This window comes from Gilliamella sp. ESL0443, assembly GCF_019469165.1.
GTDB lineage: Bacteria > Pseudomonadota > Gammaproteobacteria > Enterobacterales > Orbaceae > Gilliamella > Gilliamella apicola_E.
Window position 1 is genome coordinate 2,121,107 of record NZ_CP048263.1, and the last position, 15,751, is coordinate 2,136,857.

13 protein-coding genes are annotated in these 15,751 nt (G+C 38.3%); 12 read left to right on the plus strand and 1 reads right to left on the minus strand.

The annotated features are described in order from the left end of the window. The first annotated feature begins 13 nt into the window (after positions 1 to 13). The 10 genes from tyrA (at position 14) to GYM76_RS09720 (ending at position 9,216) form a co-directional block, all read left to right on the plus strand. The gene (tyrA, locus tag GYM76_RS09675; protein ID WP_065734995.1) at positions 14 to 1,135 is read left to right on the plus strand and encodes a bifunctional chorismate mutase/prephenate dehydrogenase; all 1,122 of its coding nucleotides are present in this window, start codon (positions 14 to 16) and stop codon (positions 1,133 to 1,135) included. An 87-nt stretch (positions 1,136 to 1,222) separates the two neighbouring features. After that, complete coding sequence (glmM, locus tag GYM76_RS09680) at positions 1,223 to 2,554, plus strand: phosphoglucosamine mutase (protein ID WP_220225331.1); 1,332 nt, start codon at positions 1,223 to 1,225, stop codon at positions 2,552 to 2,554. 245 nt (positions 2,555 to 2,799) lie between these two features. Continuing rightward, entirely contained in the window at positions 2,800 to 3,582 is a 783-nt protein-coding gene (gene atpB / locus GYM76_RS09685) for a F0F1 ATP synthase subunit A (protein WP_065734997.1), read from the plus strand. Positions 3,583 to 3,618: 36 nt separating this feature from the next. After that, on the plus strand, positions 3,619 to 3,855 hold the full coding sequence (atpE, locus tag GYM76_RS09690) for a F0F1 ATP synthase subunit C (RefSeq protein WP_065563772.1): 237 nt from the start codon (positions 3,619 to 3,621) through the stop codon (positions 3,853 to 3,855). Positions 3,856 to 3,879: 24 nt separating this feature from the next. Beyond that, a complete protein-coding gene (gene atpF, locus GYM76_RS09695) occupies positions 3,880 to 4,350 on the plus strand; it encodes a F0F1 ATP synthase subunit B (RefSeq protein WP_065563773.1) in 471 nt (156 codons plus the stop codon). A 13-nt stretch (positions 4,351 to 4,363) separates the two neighbouring features. Then, the gene (gene atpH, locus GYM76_RS09700; RefSeq protein WP_065563774.1) at positions 4,364 to 4,897 is read left to right on the plus strand and encodes a F0F1 ATP synthase subunit delta; all 534 of its coding nucleotides are present in this window, start codon (positions 4,364 to 4,366) and stop codon (positions 4,895 to 4,897) included. 11 nt (positions 4,898 to 4,908) lie between these two features. Beyond that, positions 4,909 to 6,450 carry a F0F1 ATP synthase subunit alpha gene (gene atpA / locus GYM76_RS09705; RefSeq protein ID WP_065563775.1) on the plus strand — a complete coding sequence of 514 codons (1,542 nt, stop codon included), beginning with the start codon at positions 4,909 to 4,911 and terminating at the stop codon, positions 6,448 to 6,450. A gap of 14 nt (positions 6,451 to 6,464) precedes the next feature. Then, a complete protein-coding gene (gene atpG, locus GYM76_RS09710) occupies positions 6,465 to 7,334 on the plus strand; it encodes a F0F1 ATP synthase subunit gamma (protein WP_065563776.1) in 870 nt (289 codons plus the stop codon). A gap of 47 nt (positions 7,335 to 7,381) precedes the next feature. Continuing rightward, positions 7,382 to 8,764: a F0F1 ATP synthase subunit beta gene (gene atpD, locus GYM76_RS09715; RefSeq protein WP_220225332.1), complete on the plus strand. Its 1,383-nt coding sequence runs from the start codon at positions 7,382 to 7,384 to the stop codon at positions 8,762 to 8,764. A 26-nt stretch (positions 8,765 to 8,790) separates the two neighbouring features. Beyond that, complete coding sequence (locus GYM76_RS09720) at positions 8,791 to 9,216, plus strand: F0F1 ATP synthase subunit epsilon (protein WP_065734998.1); 426 nt, start codon at positions 8,791 to 8,793, stop codon at positions 9,214 to 9,216. Positions 9,217 to 9,534: 318 nt separating this feature from the next. On the opposite strand, the gene GYM76_RS09725 is transcribed toward GYM76_RS09720, so the two are convergent. After that, positions 9,535 to 10,845: a hypothetical protein gene (locus GYM76_RS09725; protein ID WP_220225333.1), complete on the minus strand. Its 1,311-nt coding sequence runs from the start codon at positions 10,843 to 10,845 to the stop codon at positions 9,535 to 9,537. 929 nt (positions 10,846 to 11,774) lie between these two features. On the opposite strand from GYM76_RS09725, the gene recC reads away from it, so the two are divergent. Then, entirely contained in the window at positions 11,775 to 14,936 is a 3,162-nt protein-coding gene (recC, locus tag GYM76_RS09730) for an exodeoxyribonuclease V subunit gamma (RefSeq protein WP_220225334.1), read from the plus strand. An 8-nt stretch (positions 14,937 to 14,944) separates the two neighbouring features. Continuing rightward, positions 14,945 to 15,736: a TatD family hydrolase gene (locus tag GYM76_RS09735; RefSeq protein ID WP_220225335.1), complete on the plus strand. Its 792-nt coding sequence runs from the start codon at positions 14,945 to 14,947 to the stop codon at positions 15,734 to 15,736. Positions 15,737 to 15,751 lie beyond the last annotated feature (15 nt).

Consider the following 15,751-nt stretch of genomic DNA (forward strand, 5'->3'; position numbering starts at 1 on the left):
AAGGATCAACAATATGTCTAAGGAATTACTTTCATTGCGTCATAAAATTGATGAAGTCGACAAATCAATTTTAGCTTTAATTAGTCAACGACTAGCATTAGTTGCTGAAGTTGGTGAGGTAAAAAGCGAGCATGGAATTCCGATTTATGATCCTAAACGTGAAGCCGATATGTTAGCTAAACGTAAACAAGAAGCTGAAAACTTAGGCATATCACCCGCCTTAATTGAAGATATTTTACGCCGATTAATGCGTGAGTCCTATATAAGTGAAAACGACAAAGGTTTTAAAAAAGTTTACAACGGCAAAGGCTCGATTGTCATCATTGGCGGTAATGGACAAATGGGTAGACTATTTGCCAAACTATTTACCCTATCAGGTTATGAAGTTAAAACCTTAGGTTCCAAAACCATGCATCAAGCAGCCGAAGTTGTCGCTGATGCCGCTGCCGTTATTGTTACAGTACCTATCAACAAAACATGCGAAATCATTGAACAATTACCACCGTTACCTAAAGATTGCATTTTAACCGATTTTACATCAATCAAAGTCAAACCTTTACAAGCCATGCTAGCCAAACACGCGGGGCCTGTGGTTGGATTGCATCCAATGTTTGGTCCTGACGTGCCAAATTTAGCCAAACAAGTCATTGTCTACTGCCAAGGTCGATATCCTGAGCAATATCAATGGTTAATTGAACAGATGCGAATTTGGGGAGCCAATTTGTGCGCGATTGATGCCAAAGAGCATGACAAATGTATGTCGTTTATTCAAGCATTACGCCATTTTACTTCGTTCTCATACGGTGTAAATTTACAACGAGAACACGCTGATTTAGAACAATTAATTACCTTATCATCACCTATTTATCGCTTGGAGTTAATGATGGTTGGTCGCTTATTTGCTCAAGATCCCGTTCTTTATGCCGATATCATCATGGCGTCAGATGAAAATATTGAGTTAATCAAACGCTATTATGAATGTTTTGGACAAATGGTTAAATTAATTGAACAACGAGATAAAACTAAATTCATTGAAAATTTTAATGAAGTAACTAAATGGTTTGGCAGTTATGCTGAACGTTTTATAAAAGAGAGCCAAGTATTATTAAAATTTGCTAATGACAATCGAGAATAATTTTACTTAGCTTCCTTTTATAGGATAAAAAACGACTTATAAGAAAGGCAATTGGTCAAATAAAAAACTTTAGTATGAGGAAATAACATGTCTAATCGGAAATATTTTGGGACAGATGGTATTCGTGGAAAAGTTGGAGAATATCCTATAACGCCTGATTTCGCCCTCAAGTTAGGCTGGGCAGCAGGACGAGTACTGGCTAAAGATGGTGTTAAAAAAGTCCTCATCGGTAAAGATACCCGTATTTCAGGTTATATGCTTGAATCGGCTTTAGAAGCAGGATTTGCCTCCGCGGGCGTCGCTGCTGCTTTTACTGGACCAATGCCAACACCTGCCATTGCTTATCTAACTCGCACATTTCGGGCTGATGCGGGTGTAGTCATATCGGCCTCCCATAACCCATTTTATGATAACGGTATTAAATTTTTCTCAACTGAAGGGCGAAAACTCGATGACGCCATTGAATTAGAAATCGAAGCCGAGCTTGAAAAACAGATCGACTGTGTTGAATCAAAACAACTTGGTCGAGCAAGCCGAATAACCGATGCAGCGGGTCGATACATCGAATTTTGTAAAAGCACCTTTGATCACGACTTAAGTCTATCAGGACTAAAAGTTGTTGTGGATTGTGCCAATGGAGCCACTTACCACATTGCCCCAAAAGTACTTCGAGAACTTGGCGCTAAAGTAATAAAAATTGGTTGCGAACCGGATGGAGTCAATATTAATGAAAACTGTGGCGCTACTGATGTAAAAGCATTAACCAAAACTGTCCTTGAAGAAAAAGCTGACTTAGGCTTTGCTCTTGATGGTGATGGTGATCGCATCATTATGGTCGATCATAAAGGTAATAAAATTGATGGTGATTTAATTATTTACATTATTGCCCGTGAAGCCTTAAGACAAGGTCAACTTAAAGGTGGCGTTGTCGGGACCTTGATGAGCAATATGGGACTTGAAATCGCCCTTAAAAATCTTGGCATCCCATTTGTACGAGCAAAAGTGGGGGACCGTTATGTGCTTGAAATGCTGGTTGAAAAAAATTGGCGATTAGGTGCAGAAAATTCAGGCCATGTCCTTTTACTTGATAAAACCACAACAGGCGATGGTATTGTTGCAGGCTTACAAGTTCTAGCGGCAATGATAAGAAATAACATGTCACTCGCTGAATTATGTCAAGGCATGACCATGCTACCACAAATATTAATTAACGTTCGTTATACAGGAAACCCATTAGCCAATGCTGCGGTCAAATCTGCAATTGAACAGGCAGAAACGCAACTTGGCAATGAAGGTCGGGTATTGATACGCAAATCCGGCACCGAACCGCTTATCCGCGTAATGGTAGAAGGTAGTAATCACTCTCAAGTGCAAAAATTAGCGGAACAAATTGCCAATGCAGTTAAAGCATCAAATTAGCCTGTTTTTTCATCATTAATTAAGCTATTGATGAACAATATTTCTAATAAAGTGAGCGGTAAAGCTGTTATTCTTTACACAAAATTAGTAAAAAGTGTCTAAATTCTTTATTTTTTTAATCAGTTGTTGACTTATTATAGGGAATTAGGTTTAAAATAATAGCTTCGGTTATTGCAGTGATTGTTTATACCTTTTAAGGAAAAGCAAACTGTAGTTTTCATTTTTAAAATAGGTAAGAGGGTTATATGGCAGTTTCCTCTCCAGCTTCACCGCAAGCTTATATAAAACACCATCTGGAGAACTTACAAGTTGGTTCTGGTTTTTGGACCTTTAATCTTGATTCCTTGTTCTTCTCAATTGTACTTGGTGTGCTTTTCTTATGGATTTTCCATCGTGTAGCAAGGAAAGCGACGAGTGGCGTACCAGGTAAACTTCAATGTGCGGTAGAGATGATCTTTGAATTTGTAAATAATACTGTCAAAGACATGTTCACAGGTCAAAATAAACTCATTGCCCCTTTAGCACTTACTGTGTTTATCTGGGTATTTTTGATGAACTTAATGGATCTAATTCCTGTTGATTTCCTACCTTATGCGGGACAATATTTAGGTCTATCTCATTTAAGAGTCGTACCGACAGCTGACGTGAGTATCACAATGTCAATGTCACTCGGTGTCTTTGCACTTATCATCATTTATTCAATCAAATATAAAGGGATTTCAGGGTTTATTAAAGAATACACCTTGCATCCATTTAATCATTGGGCATTTGCACCAATCAATTTAGTCCTTGAACTTGTTAGCTTATTGGCTAAACCTGTTTCTTTAGGATTACGACTCTTCGGTAACATGTATGCTGGTGAACTTATCTTCATCTTAATAGCAGCATTATTACCTTGGTGGTCACAATGGGTATTATCACTACCATGGGCTATCTTCCATATTTTGATAATCACCTTACAAGCATTTATTTTTATGGTGTTGACTATCGTCTATTTAGCGATGGCCTCAACAACAGAAGATCATTAATTTTAACTTTTTTTAGATAATAAACTGGAGTATATAATGGATAGTATGAGTATGTTATTTGTAGCCGCTGGCATAATGATGGGATTAGCTGCAATCGGTGGTGCAGTTGGTATCGGTCTATTAGGTGGTAAATTCTTAGAAGGAGCTGCTCGTCAACCAGAATTAATGCCTATGTTACGTACACAATTCTTTATCGTTATGGGCTTAGTTGATGCGATTCCTATGATTTGTGTGGGTATTGCGCTATATGTTATTTTTGCTGTTGCTGGTTAATAATAATTTAAGAGGAATTGTCTCATGAATATGAACGCAACTCTCCTCGGCCAAGCAATTACATTTGTATTGTTTGTTTGGTTCTGTATGAAGTTTGTTTGGCCTCCGGTTATCCGAGCGATTGAAAAACGCCAAAAAGAGATAGCGGAAGGATTAGCTTCAGCAGAAACAGCAAAAAAAGATTTGGAATTAGCCAAAGCAAATACATCTGACATAATGCAACAGGCTAAGGTTGAGGCTAATGCAATTATTGAGCAAGCGAATAAACGCAAAGCAGCCATTCTAGAAGAAGCTAAACAAGAAGCTACTCGTGAAAAAGAAAGGATTGTTGCTCAAGGACTTGCTGAAGTTGAGGCTGAGCGTAAACGCGCTCGTGAAGAGCTTAAACAACAAGTCGCTACACTCGCTATTGCCGGTGCAGAAAAAATTATTGAACGTTCTGTTAATGAAGCCGCTAACAGCGACATCATTGATAAACTCGTAGCTGAACTATAAGGAGAATAGAGCAATGGCTGACTTAATTACGATTGCTCGCCCTTATGCTAAAGCCGCTTTCGACTTTGCTGTTGAAAAAAATAGCATCGAATCATGGCACAAAATGTTAGTGTTAACTGCTGAAGTGAGCAAAGATGCTCAAATAAAAAGCATTTTAACATCTGACATGAAAACCGATTCAGTGGCTAACTTACTCATCAACATCTGTAAAGATGTGCTTGATGAGTTTAGCACTAATTTTATTAAAGTGATGGCTGAAAACAAACGCTTATCCCTTCTTCCTGAAGTGTTAACATTGTTTGAGCAATACTGTTTAGAGAGAGAAGCCCAAGCAGACGTTGATGTAATTTCTGCCAATGAGCTAACTAGCGAACAACTTGATAAAATTTCTGTCGCTGTCGAAAAACGTTTATCACGAAAAGTAAAACTAAAATGTCATATTGATAAATCGCTCATTTCTGGTTTTATTATTCGTACGGGCGATATGGTTATTGATAGTAGTATCAGAGGACGTCTAAATCGACTAAATGACGTTCTACAGTCTTAAGGGGACTGATAATGCAGCTAAATTCAACTGAAATAAGTGAACTAATTAAAGAGCGGATAGCTCAGTTCAATATTGTGAGTGATGCTCACAATGAAGGAACGATCATCTCAGTAAGTGATGGTATCCTTCGAATCCACGGATTAACTGATGTCATGCAAGGCGAAATGATTGCATTGCCAGGTAACCGATATGCAATGGCATTAAACCTTGAAAGAGATTCTGTTGGTGCGGTGGTCATGGGACCATACGAAGACTTATCTGAAGGGATGAAAGTACAATGTACTGGCCGTATTTTACAGGTACCAGTAGGTGATGGTTTATTAGGCCGTGTTATTAATACACTTGGTGAACCAATTGATGGTAAAGGTTCGATTCAACATGACGGCTTCTCACCTGTAGAAGTTGTTGCGCCAGGCGTTATCGATCGTCAATCTGTTGACCAAGCGTTACAAACTGGTTATAAAGCGGTTGACTCAATGATTCCAATTGGTCGTGGTCAACGTGAACTTATCATCGGTGACCGTCAAACCGGTAAAACCGCATTAGCCATCGACGCCATTATTAATCAACGTGATTCTGGTGTTAAATGTATTTACGTCGCAATCGGTCAAAAACAATCAACTATTGCTAACGTAGTGCGTAAACTTGAAGAGCACGGTGCACTTAAAAATACCATTGTGGTTGTTGCATCAGCATCTGAATCAGCAGCATTACAATACTTAGCACCTTACGCGGGTTGTGCTATGGGAGAATACTTCCGTGACCGCGGACAAGATGCACTAATTGTTTATGATGATTTATCTAAACAAGCCGTTGCTTATCGTCAAATTTCATTACTACTTCGTCGCCCACCTGGACGTGAAGCTTACCCTGGTGACGTGTTCTATCTTCACTCACGTTTACTTGAACGTGCAGCTCGTGTTAACGAAGCTTATGTTGAAGAGTTCACTAAAGGCGAAGTAAAAGGTAAAACCGGTTCATTAACTGCGTTACCAATTATCGAAACTCAAGCGGGTGACGTTTCTGCATTCGTACCAACTAACGTAATTTCGATTACAGATGGTCAGATCTTCCTTGAAACCAGCTTATTCAACTCGGGTATCCGTCCTGCGGTAAACCCAGGTATCTCGGTTTCTCGTGTGGGTGGTGCTGCTCAAACTAAGATAATGAAAAAATTATCAGGCGGTATTCGTACAGCACTTGCACAATATCGTGAATTAGCCGCTTTCTCACAATTTGCATCTGACTTAGACGAAGCAACAAGAAACCAATTAAGCCACGGTGAAAAAGTAACTGAATTACTCAAACAAAAGCAATATTCACCAATGACTGTTGCAGAGCAATCAATTGTACTTTATGCCGCTGAGCGTGGTTATCTAGAAGATGTTGAACTTGCTAAAGTATTATCATTTGAAACAGCACTTCTATCTTATGCCCATAGTCAATATGCCGATTTTGTAAAACAGATCGACGAGACAGGCAATTACAACGATGAGATTGAAAGTAAGTTAAAAGCATTGCTTGAAAGCTTTAAATCAACTCAAACTTGGTAAGGGTGAGGTAACAAATGGCTAATGCAAAAGAGATTAGAACGAAAATTGCCAGTATCCAAAGTACGCAAAAGATCACCAAAGCGATGGAAATGGTAGCCAACTCTAAAATGCGTAAAACGCAGGACAGAATGGCTGCTAGTCGTCCATATGCTGAAATGATTCGTGAAGTAATTGGACATTTAGCGTTAGCTCAAATAGGCGCCAAACATCCCTATTTAGAAGAAAGAGATGTAAAGCGAGTTGGCTATCTTATCATATCAACCGATCGTGGTTTATGTGGTGGATTAAATATCAATCTTTTCAAAACTGTTATCGCTGATATGTCAGCATGGCAAGAGAAAGGTGTTGAAGCAGATGTGGCTTTAATTGGTTCACGTGGGGTATCGTTTTTCTCTTCAGTAAAAACGAATATTTTAACGCAAGTAACTAATTTAGGTGACGAACCCACTTTATCTGATTTAATTGGTCCGGTAAAAACAATGCTTGAGGCATATGACAACGGTAAAATTGATAAATTATATATAGTAACCAATAAATTTATTAATACCATGTCCCAAAAGCCGACAATACAGCAATTATTACCATTACCACATTCAGAAGATAAAGAGCTAAAAGCTTCATCATGGGATTATATTTATGAGCCAGATGCAAAATCATTATTAGATGTGATTTTACGTCGTTATATTGAATCACAAGTCTATCAAGCGGTGGTTGACAATTTAGCGAGTGAACAAGCAGCAAGAATGGTGGCCATGAAAGCAGCAACCGATAACGGTGCAAATTTAATTAATGAATTACAAATTGTGTATAACAAAGCACGTCAAGGTGCGATTACCAACGAATTAATTGATATTGTATCGGGTGCAGCTGCTGTTTCAGGTTAGTGCTAAATATTGGCTTATAGTTAAGAAAAAGACGTAGAGGAATAAAAATGGCTACTGGAAAGATTGTCCAGATCATCGGTGCGGTGGTTGATGTCGAATTCCCAGAAGATGCAGTACCAAAGGTATATGATGCATTAGAAGTGGAAACTGGCACTGAAAAATTAGTTCTGGAAGTTCAGCAACAATTAGGTGGTGGTGTTGTATGTTGTATTGCAATGGGCTCATCTGATGGTTTAAGACGTGGACTTAAAGTACTAAATACAGGTCACGGCATAGAAGTTCCTGTAGGAACAAAAACACTTGGCCGAATTATGAACGTACTTGGTGATCCTGTTGATAAAGCAGGTCCTATTGGTGAAGAAGAGCGTTGGGCGATTCACCGTGCAGCACCAACATACGAAGAGTTGGCTAACTCAACAGAATTACTTGAAACCGGTATCAAAGTTATCGACTTAATTTGTCCATTTGCAAAAGGTGGTAAAGTTGGTCTATTTGGTGGTGCGGGTGTGGGTAAAACCGTTAACATGATGGAATTAATTCGTAACATCGCGATCGAGCACTCAGGTTACTCAGTATTTACTGGTGTGGGTGAACGTACTCGTGAAGGTAACGACTTCTATCATGAAATGAAAGAATCAAATGTACTTGATAAAGTATCGTTAGTTTATGGTCAGATGAATGAGCCACCAGGGAACCGTTTACGCGTAGCGTTAACTGGCTTAACCATGGCGGAAAAATTCCGTGACGAAGGTAAAGACGTACTATTATTTATCGATAATATTTACCGTTATACCTTAGCCGGTACTGAAGTATCTGCACTATTAGGTCGTATGCCATCTGCGGTAGGTTACCAACCGACATTAGCAGAAGAGATGGGGTTATTACAAGAACGTATCACCTCAACTAAAACCGGTTCAATTACCTCAATCCAAGCAGTATACGTACCAGCCGATGACTTAACTGACCCATCGCCGGCAACAACCTTTGCTCACTTGGATGCAACAATCGTATTAAGTCGTCAAATCGCATCATTAGGTATTTACCCAGCGGTTGACCCACTTGACTCAACAAGTCGTCAATTAGATCCACTTGTTGTTGGTCAAGAACATTATGATTGTGCTCGTGGCGTACAGTCAATTCTTCAACGTTATCAAGAATTAAAAGATATCATTGCAATTCTTGGTATGGATGAATTATCGGAAGATGATAAATTAACTGTTGCTCGTGCACGTAAGATTCAACGTTTCTTATCTCAACCATTCTTCGTTGCGGAAGTGTTCACTGGTTCACCAGGTAAATACGTACCATTAAAAGACACCATCAGTGCATTTAAAGGTATTATGAACGGTGATTATGACCATATTCCTGAGCAGGCATTTTATATGGTTGGTTCAATCGACGAAGCGATTGAGAAAGCAAAATCTCTCTAAGAGATTTATAGAACGGAGAGAGCATTATGGCACTAACTTCCTATCAATTAGAAGTTGTTAGTGCTGAATCTCACCTTTTTTCAGGTGATGTTCAGCGAATCAGAGTCACAGGGCGAGAAGGTGAACTCGGAATTTATCCCGGTCACACTCCGTTACTGACCACCATAAAGCCGGGAATGGTCGGGATTGTAAAAGCCAATGGTGAAGAAGAGTTTATCTATCTATCAGGTGGTATTTTAGAAGTACAACCAACTTTGGTCACAATCTTAGCTGATACCGCTATTCGTGGTGAAGACTTAGATGAAGCAAGGGCGCAAGAAGCAGTAAGACAAGCACAAGAACACATTAATCACCCAAGCGATGATATGTCTTTTGCTCAAGCATCTGCTGAACTGTCAAAAGCCTTAGCAAAAATACGTGTTATCGAGTTAACGCGTCGTATGGGTCAATAAAATATACGTTGATCATTCAACAAAGCAATAAAGGTTACAAATTAATAAATTGTAGCCTTTTTTATTAGCGACTTAATCGCATCATTTGATAACTAAAAACACAACTTTCCCTTCAAAAACCCCGCTCCTCAACTTTTTTTGCGATAAAATCGCCTCAAAAATAAACCCGCCAAGGCGGGTAACTCAAACATCGCTAAGCCACAAAATCGCTTTTTTTATGGCTAAACGACGTTGACTCTTAGCTTACTTTTAATCACCTAATACTATTTTTTATCACCCCCGCCCCCGCCCTAAAGATTAAGGACGAAGAAATAAAAACTAAGGATGGGAGCAAAGGCCGTAGTAGTTGTTGTAGGTGTGGTTCCAAATCATGTTACCGTTATAAGCGCTCACGAGAAACTGCCTAATACCATTCGGGTCACTAGTCCAGTACCAATCGAGGCTGAAGCCAACGCCTGAATAATCATACACTCGTCCCCACTCAGTGAAAAAACCAGCATCTATATGACGCATAAAATGATTACTAGGTGAGGAAGGGGTGGCGCTAGGTACGACTACATCTGAACGAACAGCGTTGGTTAAATCCCTTACGCTAGGCATTCGATAACCAAGACTATTACACCAAGATAAGGTATTAGGATAAGTGTAAGCGTTAGTACCACGGTTGACGAACCACTGCTTCAAAGTAAAACCATATTTGACGACTAGAGTACCATTAGTATCACGACCGACCAACTCGAAGGTCTGAGGCAAAGTAGGTTTAGAAATAGGACTAGGAGTGGTTGAACTATGCTGGGATGGGGTAGCGTAAGGACCAGTTAAAGTAACACGTACGCTTGTAGCAGTAGGATTAGACATAGTAGCAGTGATACCTCCATGAGAAACAGGAGACCAAGACAATGGCTGACTACTACCGATAATGAGTAAATCAAAGTACAATCCATTAGCACCAGTTGTAGGAAAGTTTCTACCGTAAAGTGACGGGTCAGTTGACTGAGGGATAAAACCATTAGAGGGGTCCCACATCGAAGCTGGACCAGCAAAACCAGATGCACCGTAAGTCAAATTAGGTCTGGCAAAACAAACCACAGGCGAAGCCTGAGGATTGACGTAATAAGTCTCACTACGAGCACTGAAAGTACTACGATTAGGAAAACCATAACGAGTAGATAATGTACCGTCAGTACTAGATAACTTAATCCTATAAGGTGCGTTACAAATTGTTAACACGGAATTACGTGATACAGACTGATTGTTTTTATCGACGATAGATAAACTTAAAGAACCTGTAGCAGTAACGCCAGAATCTCCATCATCATCACCCCAATAATTATTAGGAGGACCGATAAGTGTACTTAAATCGACTGAATTAATATCAGTAGGAACGAACATACGAATATCAGCAAAACTCTGACCCTCAACCGGCAAGACGATTGGGGTTGTAGATGATGAATTGTTAGAAGGCGTGTAATTAGCTCCGTTAGATAGCGTAATCCCAAGCAGACCGTTAGCATCAACCGCACGTGTACGACCAACGTCGAAAGTCAGATAAGGTGCACTACCCTGTATCGCATTCCTAGTTGTCTGTGATGTCAATGCGTGGCCCGAGAAAGGAAGAAAAATCGCCACGAAAAAAACAATCCGCTGGGATAATTGGGAAAAACGAAAGGATCCGAAAAAGGATCGCGGAAGCGAACGCGCGAAAATTCGCAGAATTTCACTTGATTGCGTGGAAAAATAAGTTTCAGTGAAAAATTTAAACTGGATGCTGGACTTAGACGAATTTAAAAGATAGGTTGGCCAGGTTGCCTGTTGCCTGTTGCCTGTTGAAAATTATAATGCATTTTAGACTGCCCTGTCAAGTAATTTTTTGATTTATTTGTAATTTTATACTTTTATATCAAATTTTAGCCTTGTAGCTAAAACCGTGTAAAAAGTATAGTGATTGGAAAAACACGATGCAACACTTTTTTTCGCTCATTTACGTTAACTTTTGTAAATAGGATCTAAAAAGGATCTAAAAAGGATCTAATTTATAATTGGTTAATTTCTGTTTTATTTAAATATATTGTTATTACAAATCTTTGAAATTAGGGTAATTGATCCTCAAAAATTTTATTTTAAGGTTTTGGATTAGAAATTTAGTGATTTTGATCATTTAAAAGTTTTTAAGTGAAATTTAAAACTTCAAAAACCCCGCTCCTCAACTTTTTTGATGGAAAAATAGAACTACTAAAAAGCGCCACAGTTTAAAGCGGAATTACTTATTTGAGGCAACATTGCAAAGCAGAATTTTAAACCCCAAAAACCCCGTTCCTCAACTTTTTTGATGGAAAAATAGAACTACTAAAAAGCGCCATAGTTTAAAGCGGAATTATTTACTTGAGGCAACATTGCAGAATTTAGAACCCCAAAAACCCCGCTCCTCAACTTTTTTACAAAAGCGAGTTGGATATTATAAGAATTATTACGATATAAAAAACACCACCTATACGTAACTGGATTTATTAATAACAATCGGCGATAATCAATTTAATTATATTAAAACTAATGTAACCATGTTTACTATTTATCATTCTAATCAAGTCGATTTACTCAAATCATTAGTCAGCGAATTAATGCGCAGAGACCCCTTAGAGCAAGTGTTTACACCTGATATGGTCATTGTGCAAAGCCAAGGGATGGCGCAGTGGTTACAAATTGAATTGGCTAACGATCTTGGTATTGTGGCTAATGTTGATTTTCCCTTTCCGAGTCAATTTATTTGGCAGTTATACCAAGCCCTTCTGCCTGAAGCTCCAATTGAAAATAGTTATAATGTCGAATCAATGACTTGGCGTTTATATTATCTATTGCCAAAAATTATTGAGCGACCAGAATTTGAAACAATAAAATATTATCTTGATATTGATAAAGAAGAACGAAAACAGTACCAATTAGCAACTCGTATAGCAAAATTATTTGACCAGTATTTAGTTTATCGCCCAGACTGGCTAGCCAAATGGGAAGCCAATCAAACAGTAACTGAATTAAACAACCATCCGGATGAGAAGTGGCAAGCGGAATTATGGCGTCAACTGATCTCGATTAGCCAACCCTATCATCGTGCTAACATTTATCAACAAATGTTAGAGATTATGTTAGATAGTGACTTTGATCGCGCCCGATTAAACAATTTACCTAAGCGGATTTATATTTTTGGCATCACCTCTTTGCCCCCAATTTATCTATCACTATTATCCGCACTTGGACAACATATAGATGTTCACCTCATGTTTAACAACCCTTGTAAATGGTATTGGGGAGATATTGTTGAAATATCGGATACACAAAACCCACTACTGACATCGTGGGGAAAATTGGGACGAGATAACCTATTTTTATTGCAAGAGTTTCAAAATAAGCAGGATATTGATCTCTTTGTCGACAATGATCGTAATTGTCTATTACATGCTATTCAGCAAGATATTTTAGAGCTCTACCGTGAAGCTCCAGTAGATGAAATCGATAACCAAGATAGATCGATAACATTTCATGCTTGTCATAGCGAACAGCGGGAAGTCGAAGTACTTTATGATTATCTATTATCAGCATTTGATGCTGATCCAACACTGGAATTACGTGATTGTATTGTCATGGTTTCAGATATTGATAAGTATGTACCTTATATTCGATCCGTATTTGGAAATGCTGAAGGACAACGTCATTTACCATTCACTATTTCCGATCAAAAAGCGCGTAACATCGATCCAATTGTGCAAGGATTTTTTGCTATTTTAAACTTTACTGAAAGCCGCTTTACTGCTGAAGAGTTATTTAACCTGCTAGAAATCCCAGCAATTGCTGAAAAATTTGCCATAAGTGAGCCACAACTAACTTTATTACATACTTGGATTATTGAGTCTGGCATTCGTTTTGGTCTCGAAAATGCTCACAGTTGGCTATTTGGTCTTGAGCGCTTACTACTTGGTTATACCATGAATAGTGAACAAGGTGGCTGGCAACAGATATTACCTTATGATGGGGCTACAGGATTAGATGCCGAATTAATTGGCCAATTAGCAGAATTTATAAAATCTGTACGTAAATGGCTAAATATTTTAAGTGAAGACAAACCGTTATCTGAATGGCAAAGTTGCTGTATTGAGCTTATCAATGACTTCTTTGTTAGCAATACATCGCGTGAATCAATTTTACTCATGATCCAAGAAGAGTGGGAAAAACTGATTAGCAGTGGTTTAAATGCCAATTTTACCGACAATATTTCGATAACCGTCTTACATGATGCTATGCAAACCCGATTGGAACAAAGCCACTTAGCGCATCGATTCTTAGTTGGTAAAATAAACTTTTGTACTATGATGCCAATGCGTTCTATTCCGTTTAAATTGGTTTGCTTATTAGGTATGAACGATGGTGACTACCCAAGAACATCATTACCTTTAGATTTTGATTTAATTGCACAAAATCCAAGACGCGGCGATCGTAGTCGACGTATTGATGATCGTTATCTATTTTTAGAAGCTATTTTATCGGCACAAAATCAACTCTATATCAGTTATATTGGCCGTGATATGAAAGATGATAGCGAACGTTATCCATCGGTATTGGTTGATGAACTTTGGGATTATATTGTGCAGTATTATGCAACGGATGAAAATTCCACTAAAAAAAATCATCTAATAGATAAATTAAAAACATTGCATACCCGCACCCCATTTAATCCGCTAAATTTCTTAAATGAGCCAAGAAGTTATGCCGATGAGTGGTTACCAGCAGCGTTAAAAGCAGGGGAAAGCCAATCATTTATCAGTGATATCACCAATATGGTTGTTGATAACATCAATTTGGATGAACTAAAGCGATTTTATCAACACTCTATTCGATTCTTTTTACAAAAACGCTTTAATTTTTATATCAATTATTTAGATGATACATTACCCGATGCTGAAAACTTTAGCCTAGATAGCTTGAAACGCTATCAACTCAATTTACAGATTCTAAATGAGATGATCACTAAGGACTCTACTGATAATTTGTATCAACGCCTGACATTGACGGGTGAATTACCAGATGGGGCTTTTGGTGAGATTATTTATGATGAACAATGTGAATTATTACAGCCATTAGCTAACAAAATCATTAAAGAGCGAACCGATCTTTCAACGTCAGAGGTGAATTTAACCATTTCGATAGATAAACAACATCATCAATTACAAGGATGGTTAACTCATATTCAACAAGATGGCATTTTAACTTGGCGACCGACTAATCTCTCTATTCGTGATGGTATATCATTATGGATTGACCATTTAATTTATTGTATTTTAAATACAGATAAAAGCCAAAGTCGATTATATGGGCGAGAAGACAACCAATGGCGTTTTTCACACATTGATGCTAACCAAGCATTAACAATACTAACTGATTTAGTTGACGGTTATATACAAGGTATTAATCAACCGATGTTGTTACCATTACAAAGTGCATGGAGTTGGTTAATTACCGCATATAATCCAAAAACAGCAGAAATTGAGCCGAGTGAAAAAGCCATCAGTAAATTATTAAATGCATGGCAAGGTGGACAATTTCACTCCGCTGAATGTGATAGTTATTACGCAAGATTATACCCTGAGTTGAACAATGAATTAATTGAGCAAATAACCCATCTTGCTCAGCGATTTTTATTACCGGTATTATTACATCAAGTCGAAGAATAGGAGGCATTATGTTTATTGATACACATTGCCATTTCAATTTTCCTGCTTTTGTTACCGATTTAGATAATTCAATCAACCACATTCGCCAAGCTCAGATTACTGGTTTAATTATTCCGGCCGTATGTGCTGATCATTTTAGCCAAATTTTGCAACTCAGCGGACAGTATCATGAACTTTATGCTGCATTTGGCCTACATCCTATATATCAACACTCCCCTGCTGACCTTGAAATATTAGTAGATAAAGTTAGTACTCACTCAAAAAAAATAGTCGCTATTGGCGAAATCGGTTTAGATCGTTATGACAACTCGATTGCGTGGCAACAGCAACTTGATTTTTTCCGAGCACAATTGACTATAGCCAAGCGCTTTGATCTACCGGTTTTAGTCCATTCCCGCAAAACACACGATGTTATCTATCATGAATTACATCAAGCCAATTTACCCTGTCGTGGCGTGATCCACGGTTTTTCTGGAAGTTATCAACAAGCCATGCAATTTGTTAAATTAGGCTATTACATTGGTGTGGGTGGCGTAATAAGTTATGCGCGAGCCAATAAAACTCGTCAAACCATCGCCAAATTACCGCTCGAAAGTTTACTGTTAGAAACCGATGCACCTGACATGCCGTTAAGTGGCCGGCAAGGACAAATCAATCGACCAGAAAATATTGTCGATATTTTTAAGATTCTTTGTCAATTACGTCCTGAAAATCCGATAGAAATACGCGACACAATTCTAACAAATACCTTGACGCTATTTAATAGAATCAATAAAATGGAAATACTAAATCAAACTTAACCATATAATTATTAA

What these genes read in the sequence shown, in the direction of transcription:
- tyrA (WP_065734995.1), top strand. Translation starts at nt 14, where the DNA reads ATGTCTAAGGAATTACTTTCATTGCGTCATAAAATTGATGAAGTCGAC.
- glmM (WP_220225331.1), top strand. Translation starts at nt 1,223, where the DNA reads ATGTCTAATCGGAAATATTTTGGGACAGATGGTATTCGTGGAAAAGTT.
- atpB (WP_065734997.1), top strand. Translation starts at nt 2,800, where the DNA reads ATGGCAGTTTCCTCTCCAGCTTCACCGCAAGCTTATATAAAACACCAT.
- atpE (WP_065563772.1), top strand. Translation starts at nt 3,619, where the DNA reads ATGGATAGTATGAGTATGTTATTTGTAGCCGCTGGCATAATGATGGGA.
- atpF (WP_065563773.1), top strand. Translation starts at nt 3,880, where the DNA reads ATGAATATGAACGCAACTCTCCTCGGCCAAGCAATTACATTTGTATTG.
- atpH (WP_065563774.1), top strand. Translation starts at nt 4,364, where the DNA reads ATGGCTGACTTAATTACGATTGCTCGCCCTTATGCTAAAGCCGCTTTC.
- atpA (WP_065563775.1), top strand. Translation starts at nt 4,909, where the DNA reads ATGCAGCTAAATTCAACTGAAATAAGTGAACTAATTAAAGAGCGGATA.
- atpG (WP_065563776.1), top strand. Translation starts at nt 6,465, where the DNA reads ATGGCTAATGCAAAAGAGATTAGAACGAAAATTGCCAGTATCCAAAGT.
- atpD (WP_220225332.1), top strand. Translation starts at nt 7,382, where the DNA reads ATGGCTACTGGAAAGATTGTCCAGATCATCGGTGCGGTGGTTGATGTC.
- GYM76_RS09720 (WP_065734998.1), top strand. Translation starts at nt 8,791, where the DNA reads ATGGCACTAACTTCCTATCAATTAGAAGTTGTTAGTGCTGAATCTCAC.
- recC (WP_220225334.1), top strand. Translation starts at nt 11,775, where the DNA reads ATGTTTACTATTTATCATTCTAATCAAGTCGATTTACTCAAATCATTA.
- GYM76_RS09735 (WP_220225335.1), top strand. Translation starts at nt 14,945, where the DNA reads ATGTTTATTGATACACATTGCCATTTCAATTTTCCTGCTTTTGTTACC.